The organism is Pseudomonas sp. JH-2 (genome assembly GCF_036231725.1).
In the GTDB taxonomy this organism is placed as follows: Bacteria; Pseudomonadota; Gammaproteobacteria; order Pseudomonadales; family Pseudomonadaceae; genus Pseudomonas; species Pseudomonas delhiensis.
Genome location: NZ_JAZAQP010000013.1, coordinates 77,764 through 101,374, shown reverse-complemented (window position 1 = coordinate 101,374; position 23,611 = coordinate 77,764). Strand labels below are relative to the sequence as shown.

The 23,611-nt window shown below is 66.2% G+C and carries 18 protein-coding genes; 3 read left to right on the top strand and 15 right to left on the bottom strand.

The genetic code is table 11. From position 1 onward, the window contains the following. Positions 1-73: 73 nt before the first annotated feature. The gene (locus VV867_RS11870) at positions 74-2,752 is read right to left on the bottom strand and encodes an ATP-binding protein (protein WP_328566466.1); all 2,679 of its coding nucleotides are present in this window, start codon (positions 2,750-2,752) and stop codon (positions 74-76) included. Continuing rightward, complete coding sequence (locus tag VV867_RS11865; RefSeq protein WP_109934448.1) at positions 2,742-3,533, bottom strand: response regulator transcription factor; 792 nt, start codon at positions 3,531-3,533, stop codon at positions 2,742-2,744. The genes VV867_RS11870 and VV867_RS11865 overlap by 11 nt, the downstream gene beginning before the upstream one ends. Before the next feature lie 186 nt (positions 3,534-3,719). On the opposite strand from VV867_RS11865, the gene VV867_RS11860 reads away from it, so the two are divergent. Further along, positions 3,720-4,997: an HD-GYP domain-containing protein gene (locus VV867_RS11860; protein ID WP_328566465.1), complete on the top strand. Its 1,278-nt coding sequence runs from the start codon at positions 3,720-3,722 to the stop codon at positions 4,995-4,997. A gap of 36 nt (positions 4,998-5,033) precedes the next feature. Here VV867_RS11860 and VV867_RS11855 read toward each other — a convergent pair whose 3' ends face one another. From VV867_RS11855 to VV867_RS11835, 5 genes are all read right to left on the bottom strand, one after another. Next, the gene (locus tag VV867_RS11855; protein ID WP_328566464.1) at positions 5,034-6,962 is read right to left on the bottom strand and encodes a methyl-accepting chemotaxis protein; all 1,929 of its coding nucleotides are present in this window, start codon (positions 6,960-6,962) and stop codon (positions 5,034-5,036) included. Between the two features lie 115 nt (positions 6,963-7,077). Continuing rightward, complete coding sequence (locus VV867_RS11850; RefSeq protein ID WP_275627459.1) at positions 7,078-8,646, bottom strand: FAD-binding oxidoreductase; 1,569 nt, start codon at positions 8,644-8,646, stop codon at positions 7,078-7,080. Between the two features lie 13 nt (positions 8,647-8,659). Beyond that, on the bottom strand, positions 8,660-9,346 hold the full coding sequence (locus VV867_RS11845; protein WP_328566463.1) for a hypothetical protein: 687 nt from the start codon (positions 9,344-9,346) through the stop codon (positions 8,660-8,662). Positions 9,347-9,356: 10 nt separating this feature from the next. Next, entirely contained in the window at positions 9,357-9,692 is a 336-nt protein-coding gene (locus VV867_RS11840) for a c-type cytochrome (protein WP_009618272.1), read from the bottom strand. A gap of 44 nt (positions 9,693-9,736) precedes the next feature. Next, positions 9,737-11,212, bottom strand: a complete 1,476-nt coding sequence (locus VV867_RS11835; RefSeq protein WP_328566462.1) for an aldehyde dehydrogenase family protein — start codon at positions 11,210-11,212, stop codon at positions 9,737-9,739. Between the two features lie 518 nt (positions 11,213-11,730). On the opposite strand from VV867_RS11835, the gene VV867_RS11830 reads away from it, so the two are divergent. Further along, on the top strand, positions 11,731-13,581 hold the full coding sequence (locus tag VV867_RS11830; RefSeq protein WP_328566461.1) for a sigma 54-interacting transcriptional regulator: 1,851 nt from the start codon (positions 11,731-11,733) through the stop codon (positions 13,579-13,581). A 403-nt stretch (positions 13,582-13,984) separates the two neighbouring features. Here VV867_RS11830 and VV867_RS11825 read toward each other — a convergent pair whose 3' ends face one another. Next, the gene (locus VV867_RS11825; RefSeq protein WP_256595968.1) at positions 13,985-14,842 is read right to left on the bottom strand and encodes a SphA family protein; all 858 of its coding nucleotides are present in this window, start codon (positions 14,840-14,842) and stop codon (positions 13,985-13,987) included. A 353-nt stretch (positions 14,843-15,195) separates the two neighbouring features. Between VV867_RS11825 and tatA the strand changes: the two genes are divergently transcribed. Further along, a complete protein-coding gene (gene tatA, locus VV867_RS11820; protein ID WP_275627463.1) occupies positions 15,196-15,420 on the top strand; it encodes a twin-arginine translocase TatA/TatE family subunit in 225 nt (74 codons plus the stop codon). A 266-nt stretch (positions 15,421-15,686) separates the two neighbouring features. Here tatA and VV867_RS11815 read toward each other — a convergent pair whose 3' ends face one another. The 7 genes from VV867_RS11815 to VV867_RS11785 form a co-directional block, all read right to left on the bottom strand. After that, positions 15,687-16,928, bottom strand: coding sequence for an aspartate aminotransferase family protein (locus VV867_RS11815; protein WP_328566460.1), 1,242 nt, complete (start codon positions 16,926-16,928; stop codon positions 15,687-15,689). A gap of 62 nt (positions 16,929-16,990) precedes the next feature. Beyond that, on the bottom strand, positions 16,991-17,896 hold the full coding sequence (locus tag VV867_RS11810) for a LysR family transcriptional regulator (RefSeq protein WP_328566459.1): 906 nt from the start codon (positions 17,894-17,896) through the stop codon (positions 16,991-16,993). Positions 17,897-17,952: 56 nt separating this feature from the next. Then, positions 17,953-18,489 carry a 2,4'-dihydroxyacetophenone dioxygenase family protein gene (locus tag VV867_RS11805; RefSeq protein ID WP_275627466.1) on the bottom strand — a complete coding sequence of 179 codons (537 nt, stop codon included), beginning with the start codon at positions 18,487-18,489 and terminating at the stop codon, positions 17,953-17,955. Positions 18,490-18,614: 125 nt separating this feature from the next. Then, entirely contained in the window at positions 18,615-20,030 is a 1,416-nt protein-coding gene (locus tag VV867_RS11800; RefSeq protein WP_328566458.1) for an amino acid permease, read from the bottom strand. A 272-nt stretch (positions 20,031-20,302) separates the two neighbouring features. Next, positions 20,303-20,704: a helix-turn-helix domain-containing protein gene (locus tag VV867_RS11795; protein WP_089394196.1), complete on the bottom strand. Its 402-nt coding sequence runs from the start codon at positions 20,702-20,704 to the stop codon at positions 20,303-20,305. 8 nt (positions 20,705-20,712) lie between these two features. Next, positions 20,713-20,997 (bottom strand): type II toxin-antitoxin system HigB family toxin, encoded by a 285-nt coding sequence (locus VV867_RS11790; protein WP_089394197.1) that lies wholly within the window; start codon positions 20,995-20,997, stop codon positions 20,713-20,715. Positions 20,998-21,464: 467 nt separating this feature from the next. Further along, positions 21,465-23,516, bottom strand: a complete 2,052-nt coding sequence (locus VV867_RS11785; RefSeq protein ID WP_328566457.1) for a hypothetical protein — start codon at positions 23,514-23,516, stop codon at positions 21,465-21,467. Positions 23,517-23,611 lie beyond the last annotated feature (95 nt).

Sequence of the window (23,611 nt, the reverse complement as noted above, 5' to 3'; positions counted from 1 at the left end):
TTCCCCCCCACTCAACCCCTTGGGCATGCAAGCTGCCGGGGCCTTGCCTTTCTCAAAAGTAAAACTCAAGACTTCACTGGTCGCTTTCCAGCAACCAGCCCATCGTTTTTTCTATGGAGTCCAAGTCCCCTGTTTCTGCCAGTTCCCGCAAGTGCACCGCCAACGCCTGGCAGGAATCGGCGAGTGTTCGACTCCACTCGATGAGGTCGGTGACGGCACCGGCTTCCACCAGTGCCTGAAGTTGCTGCTGCTGCCCTGACGTCAAGGATTTCAACTGTTCGGCAAGGACTTCCTGACGGCGGTCATGCTTTTCATCCACGGCGCCCAGGCCGCCGCGCAGGTGCAGCAGTTGGGCCAGCGTAGCGCCCAGGTCGGCCAGGCTGATGGGCTTCACCAGGCTGGCGTCGAACGGCAGCCCGCCGGCCTGGCCGAGGCTCTGCATGGTCTGCTGGGTGGCGGACATCAGCACCACCGGCAGGTCGGACCAGCGTTCGCGCAGCGCCCGCAGGAGCTCGCCGCCATTGCAGCGCGGCATCAGGTAGTCGGTCAGGACCAGGTCCGGCCGCTGACCGCCCGGCGCCATCAGGCGCTCCCGGCAATCCCCCCCGTCGACGGCCGCCTCGACGCGGAAGCGGCTGGCCACCAGCAGGTCCACCAGCATGTCGCGGATGTCGGCGTTGTCCTCGACGACCCAGACCAGGCGCCCCTCGCCGCGCACGGGCAGGGTCTTCATCGGCAGGTCGAACAGCTGCGGCTGCTGCATGTCCTGCTCGGTGCCGACGGCCAGGGTCAGCTCGAAGCTGGCGCGGGTCCCCTCGCCGGGCGCGCTCTGCACCCTCACCCGCCCGCCCATGAGCTGGACCCAGTGCTCGACGATGGCCAGGCCGAGCCCGGTGCCCTCGACGTCGCCGCCGGCGCCGCGGAAGAACGGCGTGAAGAGTTTCGGCAGGTCCTCGGCGGGAATGCCGCAGCCGGTATCGCTCACGCAGAAGCGCAGTTGCGCCAGGCCAGCCTGGGGCGCGCGCTCGGTGGCCTCCACCTGCAGGCCGATGCGCCCGTCGTGGGTGAACTTGGCGGCGTTGTCCAGCAGGTTGATCAGCACCTGGCGCAGGCGCTTGGCATCCAGTTGCAGCACCGTGGGGATGTCGCCGGCCAGCGTCAGCCGGAATGCGTTGCGGTTGCGCCGGGCGAGGATGTGCGCGTCCATCGCCACCGCGTCGAGCAGGCCGTGGATGTAGACCGGCTGGACGTCCAGCTGGTCGCTGGAAACGCCGCGGGCATGGTCGATCAGATCATTGACCAAGGCCAGCATGTGGCTCGCGCTGCGCAGGATGACACCGGCCTTGCGGGTGCCGCGCCCGCCCTCCTCCTGCAGCAGCTGGGCATAGCCGATGATGGAGGTCAGCGGCGAGCGCAGGTCGTGGCTGACCCGCCCGAGGAACTCGACCTTCGCCTGGTTGGCGTCCTTGGCCTTCACCAGCGCCGCCTGCAGCTCCGCGGTGCGCCGGGAGACCGCCTCCTCCAGCCGGGCGTTCTGCCGGCGCTCGCTCTGCAGGCTCTCCCGCTCCATCCATTGCTTGCGCATCTGCTGCTGCAGGCTGAACAGGCCGATGATGCCGACGATGACGCTCAGCCGGAGCATGAGCGCATCGATGCTGAACAGCCCGCTGTAGCCGCGGTTGAGGACGTAGGAAAGGGTGAACCAGAAGCTTTCCGCCCAGCTCAGCAGGAACAGCGCCACCAGGACCTGCCGGCAGAAGTCGCCGCGCAGCCGCAGGGATAGCAGCGACAGCGGCCAGCACGCCAGGATGCAGAGGCTCAGCGCCAGGTTCAGCGTGCGCGCCTGGTTGTTCCCGAGCCCGGGCAGGGCGACGAGCAGCGCCAGGCAGGCGAAGATGCCGGCCAGGTACAGGCGCCGCCAGGTGCCCCGCCCGGCCAGGCCGAGCAGGCGCCGGGCGGCGACCAGGAAGCCGACCAGGGAAACCAGCCAGAAGGCGATGCGCATGCCCGGGCCATGGGCGGACAGCCCGCTGAACAGGTGGAAGGCCAGGTAGCCTTCCTTTTCCGCCTCCATCGCGTAGGCGGCGCCCAGCCACAGGGCGAGCATGGCGAAGCTCCAGTCCAGGCGCAGCAACAGCAGCACGGCCAGGGTGAGCACGCAGCCGAGCAGCATCGACTGGGTCAGCTGCTCGAGGTTGTCCTGGGCCAGCACGGCGCCCATGTCCCACAGGCTCAGGGCCAGGCTCCGGCGGTTCTCGCTGTACACCCGCAGCAACAGCTCGCGGCTCTCCCCCGGAGCCAGCGCCACCGGTAGGAGGTTGCGCCGGCTATGCAGCGAGCGTTCGGCCAGGGGCACCGACAGGCCGACGTGCCAGTGCCCGACGACGCGTTCGCCGGCCGCGTCCAGGCGGTACAGGTCGACCTCGCCGACCCGCCAGGGCGCCACTTCCAGCCAGCGCTCCCAGGCGATGGCATCCGGGTTGGTCAGCCGCAGGCGCAGCCACAGCGTCGACTCCCGCCGCGGCGCGGCCAGGCTTCGCGCATCGGCCGGCTGCCAGCCCTGCAGCCGCCAGGCCTGCGCCGGCGTGAGCACCTGGCCGGGCGCCTCCTCCAGCACCTGGGCGGCGCTGGTCAGGTCGATGTGGGGTTCCTGCAGGTCGCCACGGTTGAGCAGCAGCGACACGCCCACCACCAGCAGCAGCGCCAGGCACCCCAGCAGGGCGGTGAAGGCGGCGCGGGGGTCAGGGCGCATCGCCGGGCTCCAGGTCCAGGCGCGACTGCCGGAACTGACTGGGCGAGAGGCCGTAGCGCTCGCGGAAGGCGGTGGAGAAGTTGGCGCCGCTGGTGAAGCCCACTTCCAGGGCGATGGCCTGGATCGGCAGGCCGGTGCCGCTGAGCAGCACGCAGGCCTCCTTCATGCGCTCCTCGCGCAGGTACTCGAACACCGTCACCCCCACGCACTGGCGGAAGGCCTCGTTCAGGCGCTTGCTGTTGGTGCCCACGGCGTCCGCCAGCTCCTGCAGCTCCGGGGTGTGCGACAGCGAACGCACCAGCAGCTGGCGGGCCGACTGGAACAGGATGCTGTCGAGGTTGCCGACGTGGTTGAGCGGCGTGGACTCGGCCTGCCTGTCCGTGCCCCAGCGGCGCAGGTGGATGGTCAGGCGCAGGCGCACCTCTTCCAGGTTGAAGGGCTTGGAGATGTAGTCGACAGCGCCGACGAGCAGGCCGCGGACGCGCTCCTCGGGGGTGCAGGCGCCGGTCAGGAAGACCACGGGGATGTTCCGTGTATGGGCGTTGGCCTGCATCATCCGGCAGCAGGTCAGGCCATCCCAGACGGGCATCAGCACATCCATCAGCACCAGGTCGGGGTTGACCAGCTGGACCTTCTTGAAGGCGTCCTGGCCGTTGCTCGCCAGGTAGATGCGGCAACCCCGCTGCTGCAGGTATTCGGCGAGCAGCCGGCGCTCGCTCTCGACGTCATCGACGACCAGGATGCGCTGCCCCTCCAGCACATCGGGAATAAAGCTCGGCATTCCGATGAGTTCCTACACGTCAGTCTCCGACCGACCGTTACTTTGCCATTACAGAGCGGGTTTTCCGTATTCGACGAAAATATTTTCCCCGCTGGCAAAGGGCCTCTACGCTCCGGCAGAAGCGCCACTTCCTGGCGCCGAGATAATGGCACTCGACGAAGACAGCCCTTGGCCCACAGGTGCCCCATGCTTAAGCGGATCCACACCGACCAGGTTCGCCTGGGAATGTTCATCCAGTCGCTGGAGGGCAACTGGCTTTCCCACCCCTTCTGGAAGACCCGCTTCATGCTGGAAAACCCCGGCGACCTTCGCGCCCTGCAGAACAGCGGCGTGCAGTGGCTATGGATCGACGATGCGCGCGGCCTGGGCGTCACCGGCACCGCCGATGCCCAAGCGCCGGCGCAGAGCCCCGCGGCGCCTGCCGCAGGCATCGCCGGCCTGGTCCTCGAGCCCGTCGTCGAACCGCCGCCGCCCAGCTACCCGGACGAATTCCACGAGGCCGCGCGCATCCTCGAACGCTCCAGGAAGACCCTGATCGGCCTGTTCCACGAGGCCCGCATGGGCCGGGCGATCGACCTGGACCTGTGCCTGCCGCTGGTGGAGGACATCTGCGCCTCGCTGGCCCGCGACGCCTCGGCGCTGATCAGCCTGGCCCGGCTGAAGAACAAGGACGAATACACCTACATGCACTCGGTGACGGTGTGCGCGCTGATGGTGGCCCTGGCCCGGCAGCTCGGCCTGGACGTCGAGGCCCAGCGCGAGGCCGGCCTGGCCGGGATGCTCCACGACATCGGCAAGATGGCCATGCCGCCGGCGATCCTCAACAAGCCCGGCAAGCTCGACGAAGCCGAGCTCGCCATCATGCGTACCCACCCCGAGCGCGGCCACGAGATACTGCGCCAGCACACCCGCCTGTCGGCGCAGGTGCTGGACGTGTGCCTGCACCACCACGAGCGCTACGACGGCACCGGCTACCCGCACCGTCTGGCGGGTAACCAGATCAGCCTGCTGGCCCGCATGGCGGCGATCTGCGACGTCTACGACGCCATCACCTCGGACCGCCCCTACAAGTGCGCCTGGGAAGCCGCCGGCTCCCTGGCCCGCATGGCCAGCTGGGAGGGGCATTTCGACCCGCAGCTGTTCCAGGCGTTCGTCAAGGCCATCGGCATCTACCCCATCGGCAGCCTGGTGCGCCTGGAGTCCGGGCAGCTCGGCGTGGTGGTCCAGCAGAACCCGGAGAACCTGACGCGCCCGCAAGTGAAGGTGTTCTTCTGCACCCACCGGCGCCAGGCGATCGCCAAGGAGCTGCGCGACCTGGCCGACGTGCGCATCTACGACCGCATCGTGCAGCGCGAGGACCCGGCGCGCTGGGGCTTCCGCAACCTGGAGCGGCTCTGGCTGCCCGACGGCCTGGTGCTGCCCGGCACGCTCCCGGAGCGGGACAGGAACGGCGGGCGCCACTGAGCGACGGGTAGCGCACGGAGCGCCACCCGTCCGGGCTCAGACGTGGAAACGCCCGACCAGCGCCTGCAGCTGCCCGCCCAGGCGCGCCAGTTCCACGCTGGAGGCGGCGACCTGCTCGCTGGCGGCAGCGGTCTGTTCCGAGACGTCGCGCACGCTCGCCACGCTGCGGCTGATTTCCTCGGCCACGGCGCTCTGCTGCTCGGCGGCGGTGGCGATCTGCAGGTTCATCGCCTGGATGCTGGACACGGTGCGGGTGATGCTGCCCAGGGATTCGCCGGCCTGGCGGCTCAGGGCCACGCTGCTGGCGGTGAGTTCGCGGCTGCCCAGCATGGTGCTGGAGACCTGGCGGGTGCCGCTCTGCAGGGCGGCGACCAGGGCCTCGATCTCCTCGGTGGACTGCCGGGTGCGCCGGGCCAGGCCGCGCACCTCGTCGGCCACCACGGCGAAACCGCGGCCCGCCTCGCCGGCGCGGGCGGCCTCGATGGCGGCGTTGAGGGCCAGCAGGTTGGTCTGCTCGGCCACCGACTTGATCACGTCCATGACCTTGCCGATCTTCTCGCTCTCCTGCTCCAGGCGCTGCATGGCGTCGGCGGAGCGTTCCACTTCCCCGGCCAGGCGCTCGATCCGCTCCACCGCCTGGTTCACCACGCGGTCGCCGTCGTGGGCCTCGCGGTCGGCGGCGGAGGCGGCCTGGGAGGCCTGCTCGGCATTGCGCGCAACTTCCTGCACAGTGGCGGACATCTCGTGCATGGCGGTGGCCACCTGGTCGGTCTCGACCTTCTGGCTGTTGGCCCCGGCGCTGGTCTGCCCGGTGACCGCCGAGAGTTCCTCGGCAGCGCTGGCGATCTGCGTCACGCCGTCGCGGATGCCGCCGATCAGGTCGCGCAGGTTCCAGCTCATGCGCTGCATGCTCTGCTGCAGGCTGCCCAGTTCGTCGCGGCGGCTGACCTGGATGTTCTGCGACAGGTCGCCCGAGGCGATGCGCTCGACCACCTGCATGGTGTCGTGCAGCGGCCGGGTGATGCGGCGGGTGATGAACCAGGCGGCCAGGGCGCTGGCCAGTATCGCCAGCAGGGCCACGCTGGCCTGGGCCATGCGGCTGAAGGCCGCCACCTCGTCGCGCAGTTCGATCTGCTGGCGGGTCAGCGCCTGGGTGATCTCGCGGGTCTGCTCGGCGACCTTGATCAGTACCTGGCGGGCCTGTTCCACCGTGGCAGTGGCAGCCCGGTAGGCCTCGATGCACTTGGCGTAGCTCTGCTGGTCCGCCGCCACCGCCAGCAGCTCGGCAGGGGGCTGTGCGCCGAAGACCTTGGCCTGGCGCGGGAAGTTTTCCATGGCCAGGCGCATCTGTTCGTTCAGCAGCCGCTCGGACTCCGGCCCGGGGTGGGCCACGTAGCCCGCCGCGCGGTAGCGGACCAGCAGCAGGTCCTGCATCAGCTGCGTGCCGGCCTGGTAATAGGCGAAGCGGCGCTCGTCGTGCTCGTCCAGGCCCGCCGCCAGCGCTTGCAGGGCGCTGAGCGCCTTGAAGGCCCGCTCGGCGCGTTCGGCCATCTCGTCGCGAACGGCGCTGGCCGCATGGTTGGCGGCCTGCAGCTTGCCGAGGGCCTGGCGGTAGTCGCCGACCAGTGCGCCCTGTTGCTGCTCCAGGGCGAGCAGGTCCGCGCGGGTGGACAGCTTGCGCGCACGCATCGCCGCCTGCTGGCGCTCGAAGTCGTCCAGCGCCGCGCCCAGGCGCTGCTCGCTGGCCGCCTTGGCGCCGTCCAGCAAATAGTCCTGCAGCGACAGGCGCAGCTCCGCCAGCGATTCGTTGAGCGCGCCGTAGACCTCCTGGGCCCGGCTGCGCTGCAGCAGGCTCTCGCGGCTGATCCAGTCGCCCACCGCGAGCAGCGCGGTAAGGCACAGGACCAGGCCGAAGCCCAGCCCCAGCTTGTAGGTGACACCGAGGTTGTCAAACCAGTTGCGCATGGCGCGAGTCGCTCCCGTTCCGGGCCCCCGGCACCCGGCGTGCGCGGAACGGGCCAGTTGAACCAGCTGTGCGAAAGGCCCCGCCGGCGATTGCCGGCGGGGCCCGTTGCGGTGGCTAGAAGTTGTTGGCGAGGTCGATGCCGGACTTGCCCGGCGAGAGGATGTTGTTCGGGTCCAGGGCGCGCTTGATGGCGTGTTCCACCTTGCGCTTGACCGGGCCGTAGATCTGCGCCACCCGCTCCTGGAAGGCGGTGTTCACGCGGTACACCGCGTAGCCCTCCTTGGCGAACTCGTCCAGCAGCTCGGCGAAGCAGTCGTGGGCGCGCTGGGTCTCCTCCGGGTCGGTGCGGTCGTAGAGCACGTCGATCACGTGGTGCATGTCGCGCCAGCCGACGATGAACTCGCCGGTATAGTCCAGGCCGTGCTTGTTGAGGATCCTCTTGGCCAGCACCTTCTGCTTGTCGCATTCGCTGCCGCGCGCCTGGCTGACCGGGGCGAACCACATGGAGCCACCGCCGCCACGCCAGTTGTACAGGCCGAACTCCTGCAGGTTGGGCACGCCGCTCATGAGCTCGGCGCGGTACTTGAACGGCTGGGTGTCGCCGGCCTGCTCCTGGGTGACGATGCGGCCCTTGCCGGACTTCTTCACGGTCTCGGTGACGATCTTCCAGTTCACCTCCACCTGCTCGGCGGTGCCGTACAGCGCCGCGTAGACGTTCCACTGACCCAGGCCCTTGTCCTTGACGATCTTCTGGATCACCGAGTCCGGCGTCGCCCCCTTCTCCTTGATGTAGTCGGCGCGGCGCACGCTGATGCCGGCGGCCTCCCACAGCGCGTTGGCGATCACCACCGCGTTGGGGATGATCTGGGCGATGCGCAGCGGACGGATCATTTCCACGATGTCGGCGATGTCCGCCTCGTCGTCGTAGACGATGCAGAAGGGCTTGAACACCGGCGGCTTGGGCATCAGCCAGAAGCCCATCTTGGTGCAGATGCCGTAGTTGGCCTGGGTGAACATGCCGTCCAGGGTCGGGCCGTAGCCCCACTTGAACACCTGCCAGGCCTTGTCGCCCGGCACCCCGCCCATGCCGGTGCGGTAGACGTCGCCGTTGGCCAGCACCACTTCCATGCCGCACTGCATGAGGAAGTGCTCGCCGTAGGGGGTGTAGCCCACGCCGCGGTCCATGGTGTTGCCCACTGGGCCGGCGATGGCCGAGGGCGCGGAGAAGGACAGCATCAGCGGCAGGTTGTGTTCCTGCAGGTAGTCGTAGAGCTGGCCGTAGGTGACGCCGGGCTCGACCAGGGCGGTGCACAGCTCGGGGTCGATGTGGAGGATCTTGTTCATCTTCTTCAGGTCGAGGATGACCTGGCCGCGTTGCGCCGGCGCCGCCGAGCCGTAGCCGAAGTTGCGCCCGGTGGAGATGGTCCACAGTGGGATCTTGAACTCGTTGCAGATTTTCACCACGCCCTGCACCTGCTCGAGGCTGGTGGCGGTGACGGCGGCGGAGGGCGCGTGCTCGGCGTTGTCCACCGGCATCATGATCTTGCCGTAGGGGATCAGCTGGTCGTCCTTGGCCAGGACGTTCTCCTCGCCCAGCAGCTTGCGGAACTTGGCCAGCGCCTGCTGGAAGTGGTTCGCATCGACTCCGCGCGGGAGCACGGCCTTGTTGGTTGCGTCAGTCATGGGATGTGCTCCTTCAAGCCTGGATCGAGAACGAAACGAAATGCCCGGCCAGCGGGCTCGGGTGGCCGGCGACCAGCGGCGCGGGCGCCGGCTCGCGCTCGCCCAGCGCGGCCAGGCCGTAGCCCAGGGTGGCGGCCCATTGCTCGGCGCTGCCGGCAGTGCGGGTGGCCGCGCCCAGCCGCAGGGGCTGCCGGCTGCCCAGCGGGCACTGCTCGCGCAGGTCGAAACCGGCGCCACAGGCGTCCAGCTGCAGGCCCAGTTGCAGGGCGTGGCCGTGGGCGGCGTCCGCGGTAATCAGCCGGTGCCGCGAGGCGCGCGCATCGGCGCTGTGCTCACCGAGCCACTGCACGCGGGCGCCGGCGCTGCGCGCCAGGTCGACCACCAGCGCGGCGCTGGCATCGTCCAGCAGGCCGACGATGCGCTGCGGCCTTCCGGTCTCCAGGCGCCGCTGCAGTTCGCGGACGAAAGCCAGGCTGGCATCGCTGCGCAGCACCTCGGCATAGGCGCCGGCCGGGCTGGCGGCGATGCCCTGGAGGAAGGCCGAGCCGACCACGGCCGGGGCCACCAGCACCAGGGCCGGCTGCGTCGGGGCGGCGCCGCCGATGTTGCGCGCCAGGGCCAGGCCGGGGCCGCCCAGGGTCATGCCCGCCAGGCCGCCCAGGGCCATGCCCTTGAGCAGGGAACGACGTTCGAGATTCATGGCGTGCTCCTCAGGGCTTGGCCGCCGGCGCGGGCGCCTGCGAGATGTAGTCGGCGACCTGCTGCAACGCCTTGTCGTCGATGAAGGAAGCCGGCCAGGCAGGCATCGCCCGCAGGCCGTTGCGCGCCACCGCGACTATGTAGGGCGACGGCAGCTGGCGCCCCTTCAGCTCCGGCCCGATGCCGGTCTCGTGGCAGCGGCCGCAGACTTTCTCGTAGACGTTGGCGCCGCCTTTCCACACGCCGTCGCCGTCGGCGAAGGCGCTACCGGCCAGCACGAGCAGGGGCACGCAAAGGCAAGCAGCGAAGGTCCGTTTCACAGCCGGGCTGTCGAAGGATAAGGACATTTCGTACTCCATCTTGTTATTGGATTGGTGGGACCAGCGGCCGCTCAGAAGGGATAGGGCCGTGGCGAGTGCTGCAGGGTGATCCAGTGGTCGGTGGTGAACTCCTCGATCGCCCAGTCGCCGTTGAAGCGGCCCAGGCCGGAGTTCTTCTCGCCGCCGAAGGGCGCGTTGGGTTCGTCGTTGACCGGCATGTCGTTGACGTGGGTCATGCCCGCGTGGATGCGCTGGGCGAACTGCACGCCGCGCTCCAGGCTCGACGTGAACACCGCGCTGGACAGGCCGTATTCGCTGGCGTTGGCCAGCTCCAGCGCATGCTCGGCGTCGCGCGCGGCCTGGATGCCCACCAGCGGGCCGAAGATTTCCTCGCGGGCGATCTCCATGCCGGCGTGGACGTCGCCGAACACGTGGGGCGGCATGACGTTGCCCTGGGGCTCGCCGCCGACCAGCAGGCGCGCGCCTTCGTCCAGGGCCTTGGCGACCTTCTCGCGCAGGCCTTGCAGCTGGCGGTCGTTGATCACCGGGCCGACCACGGTTTCCGGCTTGCGCGGGTCGCCGTAGGGCAGTGCTTGGACGCGCTCGACGAAGCGCCGGGTGAAGGCCTCCAGCGCCGGCTGCTCGACGATGATGCGATTGATCGCCATGCAGATCTGCCCCTGGTGGAGGAACTTGCCCACCACGGCGGCGTTCACCGCCTGCTCGATGTCGGCGTCGGCGAGGACCACGAAGGGGCTGTTGCCGCCCAGCTCCAGGGCCACGTGCTTGAGGTGCGCGCCGCCGCTGGCGATACGGCCGATGTTGCGCCCGACCTGGGTCGAGCCGGTGAAGGAGATGAAGGCCGGCACCGGGTGCTCGACGAAGGCGTCGCCGATCTCGCTACCGGCGCCCACCACCACGCTGAGCACGCCGGCCGGCAGCCCGGCCTCCTCGAACACGCGCGCCAGCAGCAGGCCACCGGACACCGGGGTGTCGCTGGCCGGCTTGACCACCACGGCGTTGCCCAGGGCCAGGGCCGGGGCCAGCGAGCGCTGGGTGAGGTGCAGCGGGAAGTTCCACGGGCTGATCACCCCGATCACCCCGAGCGGCGTGCGGTACACGCGGCTTTCCTTGCCCGGCACGTTGGAGGAGACGATGCGCCCGTGCACGCGGTTCGGCAGGCTGGCCGCCTCCAGGGTGATGGCGCGCGCCGCGCCCCATTCGATCTGCGCCTTGAGCAGGGTGCTGCCGGACTCGCGGACGAGCCAGTCGATGATCTCTTCGCGGCGCGCATCGAGGATGCGCACCGCCTCGAGCATCACCCGGGCGCGCTCGGCGGGTGCGCTGGCGGCCCACGCCTGCTGGGCCTCGGCGGCCTTGGCATAGGCGGCGTCGAGGTCGTTGCGGTCGGCCAGGGCCAGGCGCAGCAGGTTCTGCCGGGTGTAGGGGTCGACGACCTCCAGGTGCCGGCCGCTGCTCCCGGCGCGCCAGGCGCCGGCGATCGGCTGTAGCTCGAGGTTCTGGTAGGGCTGGGGTCTGGTGCTCATCGTTGCTGGTGCCTCTTGACTGGACGAGGGACGGCCGCCGCCGGCCTGGGCGAAGGCCACGGAAACAGGGAAAAGGGCTGGGCGAAGGTCAGTCGCCGGGGCGGGCGAAGCGGCGCCGGGCAAGGGCGGGATGGGCTAGTGCACGGGCATGGCGGAAAGCGCAGGGGATGTTCATGTCGAAATCACCGGTTTCTTGTTATGGAGGTTCTGGGTTGCTGGTGTTTCGGCATTAACAACTATCGTGCCACTACAGCGATCTATAAAAATATCCTTTAAAAACAATATCTTGTGTTTTTAGCAGGGCGATTCTGCGGCGTTTTCCGCAACCGCGGCGGCCCGGGCGCGGAATTTTGTGCAGAGAAAGTCGCGGCGGCGGAGAAAGCTCGACGGCCGCGGGATGTTGTGCGGTTATCGTACGGATGCGGCCGTTCCCTCCCCCTCCGGGCAGGAATCCGATTGACCGCCGTGGCCGGCCCGGCATACTCCCCGGACCAGCCTGCGTCTTCTTGAACTGCCTCATGACTATTACAAATACGGGCAAGAACGGGCGCGCGGCGGATGAGGAGTTCTTCCGGCACATGCTCAGCCGGCAGAAACGCCTGATCGTCGACCGCGCCTGCCAATTCGATCCACGGGGCCTGCCTTCTGCCGAGCAACTGGCCGAGACCGTGGCCTTCTCCCCCCAGGACGGCAGCATCTGGCTGTGCGGCCAGCGCATGATGCTCCTGCAGGGTTCCGCCTTCGGCGCCATCCGCCGCGAGCTGATCGAGGCCCAGGGGCTGGACAAGGCCCGCGGCCTGCTCACCCGCATCGGCTGGCAGGCCGGCGCGCGCGACGCGGCCCAGGTCAGCGAGCAGTGGCCCGAGGGCGACCATGCCAGCCTGTACAGCGCCGGCCCGCGCCTGCACATGCTCGAAGGGATGGTCAACGTCGAGCCGATCAATTTCGAGATCGACTCCAGCATCGGCCACTTCTACTCCGAGTTCCTCTGGCACAACTCGCTGGAGGCCGACGAGCACATCGCCACCTATGGCCTGGGCAGCGAACCCTCGTGCTGGATGGGCATCGGTTACGCCAGCGGCTACGCCTCCTCGCTGCTCGGGCGCCTGGTGGTGTTCCGCGAGGTGGAGTGCCGCGCCATGGGCCACCATGCCTGCCGCATCATCGGCAAGCCGGCGGAGGAATGGGACGACATCGACGCCGACCTGGCCCACCTGGACGCCAGCGACTTCCTCGGCCGCAGCACCTACGGCAGCGGCCAGGCGACGACGGTCGCCGCGCTGCCCAGCCCCGCCGACGACCAGCCGATGGTCGGCATCTCCGCCGCCTTCATGGCCGCCAGCCAGCTGCTGCAGCGCGTCGCGCCGACCCAGGCGACGGTGCTGCTGACCGGGGAATCCGGCGTGGGCAAGGAACTCTTCGCCCGCACCCTGCACCAGGCCAGCAAGCGCAGCCAGGGGCCGCTGGTGGCGCTGAACTGCGCGACCCTGCCGGAGAACCTGGTGGAGGCCGAGCTGTTCGGCGTCGAGCGCGGCGCCTTCACCGGCGCCGAGCGCTCGCGGCCCGGCCGCTTCGAAAGGGCCAACGGCGGCACCCTGTTCCTCGACGAGATCGCCACCCTGAGCCTGGCCGCGCAGAGCAAGATCCTGCGCGTGCTGCAGGAAGGCGAACTGGAGCGGGTCGGCGGCACCACGGCGATCCGCGTGGACGTCAGGGTGGTCGCGGCCACCAACCTCGACCTGCGCCGCGAGGTGGAGGCCGGGCGTTTCCGCGAGGACCTGTTCTACCGCCTGAACGTCTTCCCCATCCACCTGCCGCCGCTGCGCGAGCGCCGGGAAGATATCCCGCTGCTGATGAGCTACTTCCTGCGCAAGTTCAGCCTGCGCCACGGCCGGCAGCTGGCGGGCTTCAGCACGCGGCTGGTCAACGCGCTGCTGACCTACCGCTTCCCCGGCAACATCCGCGAGCTGCAGAACCTCATCGAACGCGGCGTCATCGCCGCCGCCGACGGCGAGGTGATGGACGTCATCCACCTGGCCGAAGGCGGGGCCGCGCCGATCGCCACGCCCATAGGGCTGACGGCCGAAGGCCGGCTGTCCCGCCCCCTCGCCGAAACCGACAGCGAACCGCCCGCACAGCCGCCGACGCAGCCCGAAGCCACGGCCAGCAAGGCCGTCGGAGAACCCGAGCTAGCCAGCCTGCTCGCCTTCGTCTCCGGCCGCAACCCGACCCTGGGCATCTCGCTGGAAGACGTCGAACGCCGCCTGGTGCAGGTGGCGATGGAGCGCACCGGCGGCAACATCACCGCCGCCGCGCAGATGCTCGGCATGAGCCGCGCCCAGGTCAGCTACCGCCTGAAAGGACGCTGAGGCCGCAGGGCGAGAGCGACGTAGGCGTTATGCGGCCTACGACTGTGCTCCCCTGGACCCGTAGGAGCGGGCCCTGCCCGCGATTTCGCGCGCAGGGCGCGCTCCTACATGGGAATGGCGTGGGCGGGGCACTGTAGGGCGAATAACCGTTCGCGGTTATCCGCCGCCAGCCGGGATGCCGGTGCTCGCGGAGAATGGCGGATAACGCCATAGGCGTTATGCGCCCTACGGCCGTGCTCCCCTGGAACCGTAGGAGCGGGCCCTGCCCGCGATTTCGCGCGCAGGGCGCGCTCCTACATGGAATGGTGTGGGTGGGGTAGCGTAGGAGCGGATCTCATCCGCGAATCGCGCCGGAACCTCCGGCCATCGCGGGCAAGGTCCGCCCCTACACGCGCCCCGCCCTTCAGAGCGGCGTGGTGAACTTGAACCAGAAGGTCTGCCCATCCGGGCGATTGCGCACGCCCGAGTCGTCCTGCCACTTGGCGCTGAAGAACCAGCCATCCTTGCTCGCGTACTGCACCGCGGGGCCGATGGAGAAGCTTCGCCCGCGGGAATCCTCGACTTCGTGGCCATCGAGCTTGTCGTCGCTGATCTGCTGGTAGGCGTGGCCGCCGACGCCGAGCACCCAGCCATTTCCCATGCCCCAGCCGAGGGTGTAGTCGGCGTGCAGCTCGCGGCCGGACTGGTAGTCGGTGGCGCGGTTCTCGAAGTTGTAGTCGTGCATCAGGCGGATGTCGGCGTTGGGCCCCGTCGGGTCCACGTAGGTCATCGCCAGCACCGCCTGCACGGTGTAGTAGTGGGTGCCCAGGTTGATGATGTCGTCCTTGTCGTAGCTGCCGGTGGGCAGCACGAAGTCGACGCCGGTGGCCACGTGGAACTTCTCGCTCGGGTGGAAGCCGATCACCGGCCCCAGGTGGGCGTCGCCGATGCCGCGCTTGTGGTCGTGGGGGCCATTCTTGATGTTCAGGCGCATGTCGGTCAGCGGTAGCAGGGCGTGGAACCCGAGGTCGCCGCCCAGGACTTTCTGCTCGGTGACCCAGACGAAGCGCGGCACCAGGGTGGAGACCCGCAGGTCGATGTCGGCGGCCTTGTGGCCACCGTTGTCACGCAGCGTATCGGCCAGGTAGTTGCCCGCGAACAGCTGGGCGTAGGTGCCAGGCGGTGGAAGGATGCCCATCCCGTAGATCTCGATGCCCATGGGCCAGGAGGAGGTGCCGCCCTCGGTGGCGAGGGCCGAGGTGGCGGCGCCAGCCAGGAGCATGGCGCAAGCGAGGCGGGATACGCGAAGGCGAAGGGTCTTGTCGAACATGAGTGCCGGCCTTTGTTGTTATTGAAGTGGCGCGCGGCCGCTTCCGCATGCCGTGCCGGCGACACTAATCAATTACCATGCCAGTCATTAATTACTTTAAAATCAATAACTTGAAAATAAACTTCAGATAAACCAAGTAAATACTCTTAAGAAAATTCCGCTTTCCGCGGAAAAGTCTCCAGCCACTGGCGCCATCCATGAAAAGTCCAGGTTATCTGTTGGATAGTGCCTTCTGCGCCAGGGCCCACCCACCAAGAATGCAGGCGCCAATAACGACCACCGAACCGCGACCTGGAGGCATGGTGATGGGCATATTCGACTGGAAACACTGGCTGGTCCTGCTGCTGGTGGCGCTGCTGGTCTTCGGCAGCAAGCGGGTGAAGCACCTGGGCAGCGACCTCGGCGAAGCCATCAAGGGCTTCCGCCGCTCGGTCAATGCCGACGACGAGCCAGCGGCGCAGAAGCTGGCCGGCGAGGAAGCCGTCGCCGAACCCAGGCGACTGCAGGAAAGCGCCCGTCAGCAAGCCTGAAAACGGGCCCACTCACGAGAGAAACACCTCGCGTCCCCACAACCTGTAGGAGCGGGCCCTGCCCGCGATTTCGCGCGCAGGGCGCGCTCCTACAATGGAACGGCGTGGGTGGGGCAGCGTAGGAGCGGATCTCATCCGCGAATCGCGCCGGGGACGGCCGGCTATCGCGGACAAGGTCCTACGTTCCAGGCGAGCACAGCTTTTCGTAGGAGCGAGCTTGCTCGCGAACCGCATGGCACCGCGCTTGTTCGCGAGCAAGCTCGCTCCTACAAGAGCATCTCGGCCAAACGCCCTACCGCCTGCTCGAACGCCACCTTCATCTCCTCGACCACCGCATCGGTGTGGGCGAAGGACAGGTACAGCCGGCCGTACGGTGACGGCATCAGCAGCAGGCCCGCGCGGCGCAGTTCCAGGTGCAGGGCCTTGCTGAAGGCGGGGTTGGCGACGCGCGCGGCTTCGTCGAAGTCCCTCGGCGCCTGCTCGGCCGGCCAGAGGCCGAAGACGTTGCCATAGCCGCTGGTGGCCAGGGGCAGGCCGTGGCGCTCGAACAGTTCCACCAGCCAGGTGCGCAGGGCATCCCCGCGTGCCGTCAGGGCGGGGTAGTCGGCACTGGCCAACTGCTCCAGGGTCGCCTGCACCGCCGCGCAGGCCATGGGGTTGCCGCTGAAGGTGCCACCACGCAGCACCCGGCCTTCCTCGAAGCCGGCCAGGATGTGCGCCTTGCCCAGCACGGCCGAGACCGGCACGCCGTTGCCGATGGCCTTGCCGACGCTGGCCAGGTCCGGGTCCAGCCCCTCGTACAGGCTGCTCAGCCCGGGGTGGCGGCGGAAGCCCATCAGCACCTCGTCGCTGATCACCAGCGCGCCGTGGGCATGGGCCACGCGCTGCACGTGCGCCAGGTAGCCGGGCGCGGCCATGATGCAGCCGGCGTTGGCCAGCATGGGTTCGAGCAGCACGGCGGCGATGTCCCGGTGCTCGGCGAACAGCCGCTCGACGTCGTCGAAGTCGTTGTAGCGCAGCAGCGTCATGCGCTCGCTCGCCGGGCGCTGGCCGGGGGCGAAGGTGGCCTCGGCGGAGCCGACGTTGCCCAGGGTCACCTCGTCGAACCAGCCGTCGAAGCCCGCGGCCATCTTGGCGATGCGCGGGCGGCCGGTATGGGCGCGCGCGGCGCGGCAGGCCAGGTGCACCGCCTCGCTGCCGGAGTTGGTGAAGATCACCTTGTCGAGCGCGCCGCCGTGGCGCGCCAGGCAATCGGCGGCGGCGTGCTCGCGCACGTGGGCCCAGGACGGCGCGGCGGCGTCCTGCAGGGCAGCGCCCACCGCCTCGATCACCGCCGGCTCCGAATGGCCGAGCAGCACCGCGCCGAAGCCCAGCGCGGTATCGATGTAGCGCCGCCCCCGGTCGTCCCAGAGGTAGGCTCCCCTACCCCGCTGGATGAACAGCTTCTCGCCGTCCAGGTCGGGAAGAATGCGCGCGGCGCTGGATACGTCACCCACCAGATGGGTCATGGTCTACTCCTGCATCGCGCCCGCCGGGCGGGCGCCTCGTGATTGGGTCGGAAGGGCCTGCCCTAGGGCAGGCTCCAGGGGGCCTCGCGCAGGCGCTGTTCGAGGAAGTCGCGGAAGACCTTGATCCTCGGGCTCAGGTGCTTGCGGTTGGCATAGATCAGGTACACCGGCTCGCGCAGGTCGCTGGGGTATTCCTCCAGCACCTGCACCAGGCGGCCGGCGCGGATGTCGGCGCCGATGTGGAAGTCGGCCAGGCGCACGATGCCGGCGCCGGCCAGGGCCATGTCGCGCAGCAGGTCGCCCTGGGCGAAGGTCGCCGCCGGGGCCACCGGAACGCTCAGGCGCTCTTCGCCGGCACGGAAGCTCCAGCGGTTCCACGGGCTGTCGAAGCTGAACTGGAAACAGCGGTGCTGCAGCAACTCCCGTGGGTGGCGGGGCGTGCCGCAGCGCGCCAGGTAGGCCGGGGCGGCGCAGGTGATCCACTGGGTCTCGCCCAGGCGCCGGGTCACCCGGCTGGAGTCCGGCAATACGCCGCTGTGGATGGCCAGGTCCAGGCCCTGCTCGAACTGGTCGACATACTGCGCGCCGACCTGGATCTCCACCTGCAGCGCCGGGTAGCGGTCGAGGAATTCCGGCAACCAGGGCGCTATCTGGTGCTTGGCGAAAGTGGTCATGGTGTGGATCCGCAGGGTGCCGCTGACCCGCGTCGGCAGCGCCTCGGCCAGCGAATCCGCCTCGGCCATCGCCTCCACCACGGCGCGGGCGCTGCGCAGGTAGGCGGCGCCTTCCTCGGTCAGCGCCAGGCTCCGCGTGCCGCGCTGGAACAGGCGCACCCGCAGGCGGTCCTCCAGGCGGCTGATCAGCTTGCTGATGGCCGAAGGGGTCATCTCGTGGGCGCGCGCCGCGGCGGAGAAGTTGCCGTGCTCGACCGCCCAGATGAAGGCCAGCAGTTGCGAATAGTTGTCCATGTCCGGTCCTCGATGCGCCGTGGCGGCGAGCATAGCGCCCGCCGCGCCGGCCTGCGTCAGCGGATGAAGCGCTCGACGTAGTCCTCGCCCAGGCCGATGGACGCGTAGTGCCGGCGCGCCGCCTCCAGCTTGGTGAAGACATCCTCGTAGCCCACCGCCACGCCCTGCGGGTCGACGTAGGTGTAGCCGCCCTGGACGTGGAACCAGGTGATCATTTCCTCGACGTCCTCGGGCACGAACAGGGTGTGGGTCTCGCCCGGCGGCTCGAAGGCGAAGGAGCCCCGCTCGGCGACCCAGTCGTGCTCCAGGTACCACCAGCGGCCCTTGAGCACCAGCGCGTGCACGCCGCCGGTGTGGCGATGGCGCGACAGCACGCCGCTCTGGCGCACGCGCAGCAGGTTGATGTAGTAGCCGCCGCTCACGCTCAGCAGCAACGGCTTGAAGGACACGCTGGCGGTCACCGGGACCCACAGCTGGTCGTCTTCCAGCCACTGGTCCAGCACGCCGGGCAGGACCATGTCCGGCGCCATGAAGGGCACTTGCGGCAGTTGGTAGGGAATCGCCAGTTCGTCCGGCTTCATCGCGATGCTCATCGGTCACTCTCTATCAGGCAGTTGGGGAAGTCCGTGGCGGGCTCGGCGAGCCCCGCCACGAGCAGGTTAGGTGTGCGCCGGCGGCGGAAAAACCGGGCCGCCGGCACAGGCGCTGTGAAGCGGCGTCACAGCGCCGCCAGCTCGCCGAAGCCGCCCCGCGCGCGCTGCGCGGAGAGCTGCGGCTGGCGCTTCTGCAGGTACAGGCCGATGCCCGCCAGCAAGGCGCTCAGGCCCAGGGTGGTGAGCAGCTCGCCACGGTGGCCGGGGAACACCGACATGATCGCCAGGATGCCGACGATCAGCGCGATGGTCGCCAGGGTCAGCCAGGGGAAGGCCCACATCTCCACCGCCAGGGGCTCGCCGCTGGCACGCAGCTTGCAGCGCATGCACAGCTGGGTGACGGCGATCACCAGGTACATCAGCAGGGCGATGGCGCCGCTGGAGGCGAGCAGGAAGTCGAACACCTCCTTGGGCAGCAGGTAGTTCGCGCCCAGCGCCAGCAGGGCCACGCCGGCTGTGCTCAGCACCGCGGCCAGCGGCACGCCGCGGTGGCTGGTGCGGCCCCAGGCGCGCGGCGCGTCGCCCCGGTAGGCCAGCGAATAGGCCATGCGCGAGGCGGTGTAGATCGCCGAGTTCAGGCAACTGCTCACCGCCACCAGCACCACCACGCTCATGATCTGCGGCGCATAGGGGATGTTCATCGCCGCCAGCACCGACTGGTACGAACCCTGCGCCAGCCCCGGCGCGTTCCACGGCACCAGGCACACCACCACCAGCATCGAGCCGAGGTAGAACAGCCCCAGGCGCCAGACCACGGCGCGGATCGCCTTGCGGATGTTGGCGCGCGGCTCCTTGGTCTCGGCGGCGGCGATGGTCACGATCTCGCTGCCCTGGAAGCTGAACATCGCCGTGAGCATGGCGGCCACCACCGACACCGGCCCCTTGGGCATGAAGCCGCCGTCGGCATACAGGTGCCGGACGCCGGAGGTGGAAGAGCCCGGCAGCAAGCCGAGGATCGCCAGCACGCCGAGGACGATGAAGCCGACGATGGAAACCACCTTGAACAACGCCAGCCAGTACTCCAGCTCGCCGAAGTTGCCCACGCTCAGGCAGTTGCACAAGGTCAGCGCCAGGGTGATGCCCAGCGCCGCCACCCAGGGCGCGACGCCCAGCCAGGGTGCCAGGATGTTGCCGGCGACTATGGCCTCGATGCTGATCACCAGCACATAGAACCACCAGTACAGCCAGCCGATGGAAAACCCGGCCCAGCGCCCCATGGCCTGGTCGGCATAGGACGAGAAGGAACCGGTGTCCGGCCGCGCGGTGGCCATCTCGCCGAGCATCTGCATCACCAGCACGACGATGACCGCAGCCAGCAGATAGGCCAGCAACACCGCCGGCCCGGCGGTGGCGATGGCATTGAAGGAACCGACGAAAAGCCCGGCGCCGATCACGCCGCCGATGGAAATCATGGTCACCTGGCGACTCTTCAGGCCGTGGCCCAGGCGGTTCTTGGGTGGGTTCTCAGGCGTCGCGTTCATCGACAGCACCTCGGCACGCAGGATTGTTCTTGTGATTGTCCAGGGCCTCATGGGCCTTGGTCTGCGCAGGGTAGGGAGCTTGCGGGGGGGTGATAATCCCTGTTGGGGGCATAGGGGGTGTGAATGCAGTTCACAGCCAGGGAGGCGACGGAGGTCCAGGCCTGGTGGTCGTGTGTCACCAAGCCCTCGTCGGGAGGAAGAGATCGGGTGCGTGGGCGCCGCCTAGGTACGCCAGGTGCCGTTCACTGATCCGGCCTGTCAGCGTTCCAAACTCAGAAGAACACGTCCACCGGCACGTTGAAGCGGGCAGCCAGGGCGCGGATGTGGCGTACGTTGAGCTGGCGCTTGCCGGCCAGGATCGCCGAGACCACCGACTGCGGCCCTACCTCGGGCAGATCGTCCTGGTGGAGGCCATGCTCCTGCATCAGGAAGCGCAGCACCTCGTGCCCTGGCGCATCGGGGATGGGGTAGTGCTCGAGGTCGTATTGGCTGACCAGATCGCCCATGCGCGCCGCCAGGCCCGCCAGCGGGTGGCCTTCCACCCCGCCGATTTCATCGAGCAGTTCATCCAGGGTGGCGACCAGGGCGTCGTAGTCGGCTTCGCTCTGCGGCGGCGACAGCAGCGGGGCGACATAGCGCCAGTGCTCCATCGCCTGCTTCAGGATCGCACTCATTGTCCACCTCACTTCCACTGGTCGCGGTCGTACTCTTTGTGATCGAGCACGGCGCGGATGAAGACCTTCTTGAACTGATAATCCACCACGGCGATCAGGCGCAGCTTGTTGCCGCCGATGTCGAACACATGCTTGTCCGCGACCTTGTCGACACTGGGAAAAGCCTGCTTCATGGCGGCGAAATCCCCCGGCTCCACACGGCGCATCAGCCGGTACCAGGCCTCCAGGGCAGTGGCCGCGTGGGGCCACTTCTGCCGGGCCTCCCAGATGCGCTTTTGGGTGATGACGTGCATGCCTGACGTTTCATCGCAAAATGCTATGTTCGATATGCTATGGCAATACCGACGACATAGCAAACTGCGATAGTCAGGCGGTGAGGATCAGCCCGTAGTTTCTGCCCTCAGTCTTCCTTCGGAACTTTCCAGCCCCAAAAGCAAAGCCCCCGGCAACTGACGCTGCCGGGGGCTTTGCAAGGATTCTGGAGCGGGCGAAGGGAATCGAACCCTCTAGAACGGCGTTCTAGAGCGTTTCAATTCGTTTCAGCGCAGCATTTCCTCTGTCTCAGAGTTTCTTTTCGGCACAGTGCGTGTCTGTGATTTCGACATTTTTTCGACAGCTAGGCGAAAGTTCTCAGTCTTATCAAAACCCTTTGACCTATTGATATAAATTTACGATTTAGTTTGACTAAACGATTGATCGAGGTCGAAATTCATTATTAGGCTCCGCGCACCAAAAATTCTGGTGCGCCAGCCTTGCTTTTTTATATTATCGCCTTTAAATACTCAGTTGTTTTATTGGAGTAGCGTTTCAGGTTTACATCCAAGAACGACGCGCCGGTCTTGGCGCCGAGAGCGTTAGCATCTAGATAATACATATGCTTTTCTAAGCTTACTATCTTATCGGCTTGCAGCTTCGCAAGTAGAGCCTTCCCTTGACTTCCTTTCAGCATTCGTGAGTGCTCTATTTTATTTTTATATCTAGCTAGCCTTCCTTTGCTGTGAGATCTAAATGCCATTACTAGACGACGAAACACACGAATAATGTTCCCTAAACTCTCTTCCTCTTGGTTTGTTTCAGTAGCACTGTAACTTGTCCACGGGAAGATGTTTGATCCAGGCCAACTTACCATGAGCTGCACTCCCCCTCTAACTACAGGCGAGGTTGTTACTGCGGAAGCCGATACCTCTTCGGACTCTAGCACAACAGCAGTTTCAGGCTCACCCTTTGCAATAATATTCTTACAGTTAACCTCCAAAAAACTGCAGTTTATTGCAATCGGGGCATTAAGCTCTAATGTATCACCAGTTCCTAAACTTACAAATAGGTCTGATGCATCTACTGAGATATTTGAGACACGTCGACCAAAAGCTAGAATGCCTGATGAGTCCGCATTGAATGTTTCCACATCCAAATTTTCTTCATCAGCCCTTCCTTTAATTATCTCAACCTCCAGTACTTTGTCATCCCCTTCATCTATCGCCAGGCTTACAATGTCACCCATTTTTGATTTCGCGAGCACCGATTCATAAAGAAGCCCGACATGAGCAATTGGCACTATATCCCCATTGGCTCGGGGATAGAAGTCATATAAAAATGGGTTAGGAGTATGTTGCATGTAGGTCGAGTAATTTTCCCCGCGAGCACGCAGTGTTGAATCATCGCTTCGTAGTGCCGCGACTACAATATATGCTGCGAATACAGCGTTGGAGGGGGCAGAGCCAGCACCGTCGAGGAATGGATGCTGAGGTAAAAGGCTCTCAACAGCCCCCATGTATGCTGTAGCGTGTTGTGCTGGAATGTTTTCGGGTAATATTGGGGGGGTTAGTTTGAATAGACGGCACGCTAGTCGTTTTAGCTGTTCCTCTGGGCTGTATAGTTCATCTGGTAGCTGATGAATGCTAATACGAAGTTGGTCTTCGAGTTTTTTCGATTCGCGCCGCAGAATCTCGTCACCGAGCCGTACTAAAACTTCACCTTCAAGAATATTTTGAAGTTCGTCACCTAAACGTGATGGGTTAGTCTCTGATGCGATGACTTTTGCGACTGCATCTAGGACTGGGGCGTAACCCACGAAGCTTTTTGACTCATTTCCAGCCAACCCTTGCAGTCCATCTACTACAGAGTTTACTATTTCGCTATAGACTGCTTGGTGTTGATTTTGCAGTTTTTCCAAGTGCGGGTATTCTAACTCGTTATTCGAATGCCTTAGGCTTGCAAGTCTAGTTAGCCTACGAGCTACAAATACCTTTGCTTGGTCTATGTCAAAAAGATCTATATTAAAAATCGGTAGCTCTATATCTTCCAGTTCATTGAAAGTCGTCCAGGTTTCTTCGATGATACCTACCCTTCCAAGTAGTATTATCGGATAGCTCCCCAGCCTTGCTACTTCAACGATATCTTTTAGAAAATCTTCAAAAGCTGGCTGGGTTACACGGAGCCTTGCTTCGTCAAGCGCGTCTATTACTAATGCTGCCTTTCCAGATCGCCACGCATCCAACGCACCTGTATGAACAAGACCACCGGTAATGCAGTTCCCCCCCACTGTTGCCGCAGTGGCTAGGTCTAAGTAAATGGCGCCGGTTCTAGCGCATATTTCTTTCGCTAGTGTTGATTTTCCGACTGCCCCTGGAGCTGCAACTAACCAGATGGGTTGACCTACATCTGTGTAGCCTTCGCGCAGGCTAAGCTTTGCTTCTACATAAGAATCATCGGGTGGAGTAACACCAATCCATCCGTTATATGTGGACAGCCCTGTGCATCTCTCAACTCCTGAGAATTTCATCTTCCAAAAGTTGTCAATTGAGTAATCCATCTCTAGCTCCATTCTTGCGCTAATCTATTTTCATAGATAGAGGGTGACGAATAATGCTACACATGTGACAGCACCCAGAGTAAATCCAAGTGCGA

Bases quoted from the DNA above. Each gene is read 5' to 3' on its own strand.
- VV867_RS11870 (WP_328566466.1), bottom strand. From the start codon at position 2,752: ATGCGCCCTGACCCCCGCGCCGCCTTCACCGCCCTGCTGGGGTGCCTG.
- VV867_RS11865 (WP_109934448.1), bottom strand. From the start codon at position 3,533: ATGCCGAGCTTTATTCCCGATGTGCTGGAGGGGCAGCGCATCCTGGTC.
- VV867_RS11860 (WP_328566465.1), top strand. From the start codon at position 3,720: ATGCTTAAGCGGATCCACACCGACCAGGTTCGCCTGGGAATGTTCATC.
- VV867_RS11855 (WP_328566464.1), bottom strand. From the start codon at position 6,962: ATGCGCAACTGGTTTGACAACCTCGGTGTCACCTACAAGCTGGGGCTG.
- VV867_RS11850 (WP_275627459.1), bottom strand. From the start codon at position 8,646: ATGACTGACGCAACCAACAAGGCCGTGCTCCCGCGCGGAGTCGATGCG.
- VV867_RS11845 (WP_328566463.1), bottom strand. From the start codon at position 9,346: ATGAATCTCGAACGTCGTTCCCTGCTCAAGGGCATGGCCCTGGGCGGC.
- VV867_RS11840 (WP_009618272.1), bottom strand. From the start codon at position 9,692: ATGTCCTTATCCTTCGACAGCCCGGCTGTGAAACGGACCTTCGCTGCT.
- VV867_RS11835 (WP_328566462.1), bottom strand. From the start codon at position 11,212: ATGAGCACCAGACCCCAGCCCTACCAGAACCTCGAGCTACAGCCGATC.
- VV867_RS11830 (WP_328566461.1), top strand. From the start codon at position 11,731: ATGACTATTACAAATACGGGCAAGAACGGGCGCGCGGCGGATGAGGAG.
- VV867_RS11825 (WP_256595968.1), bottom strand. From the start codon at position 14,842: ATGCTCCTGGCTGGCGCCGCCACCTCGGCCCTCGCCACCGAGGGCGGC.
- tatA (WP_275627463.1), top strand. From the start codon at position 15,196: ATGGGCATATTCGACTGGAAACACTGGCTGGTCCTGCTGCTGGTGGCG.
- VV867_RS11815 (WP_328566460.1), bottom strand. From the start codon at position 16,928: ATGACCCATCTGGTGGGTGACGTATCCAGCGCCGCGCGCATTCTTCCC.
- VV867_RS11810 (WP_328566459.1), bottom strand. From the start codon at position 17,896: ATGGACAACTATTCGCAACTGCTGGCCTTCATCTGGGCGGTCGAGCAC.
- VV867_RS11805 (WP_275627466.1), bottom strand. From the start codon at position 18,489: ATGAGCATCGCGATGAAGCCGGACGAACTGGCGATTCCCTACCAACTG.
- VV867_RS11800 (WP_328566458.1), bottom strand. From the start codon at position 20,030: ATGAACGCGACGCCTGAGAACCCACCCAAGAACCGCCTGGGCCACGGC.
- VV867_RS11795 (WP_089394196.1), bottom strand. From the start codon at position 20,704: ATGAGTGCGATCCTGAAGCAGGCGATGGAGCACTGGCGCTATGTCGCC.
- VV867_RS11790 (WP_089394197.1), bottom strand. From the start codon at position 20,997: ATGCACGTCATCACCCAAAAGCGCATCTGGGAGGCCCGGCAGAAGTGG.
- VV867_RS11785 (WP_328566457.1), bottom strand. From the start codon at position 23,516: ATGGATTACTCAATTGACAACTTTTGGAAGATGAAATTCTCAGGAGTT.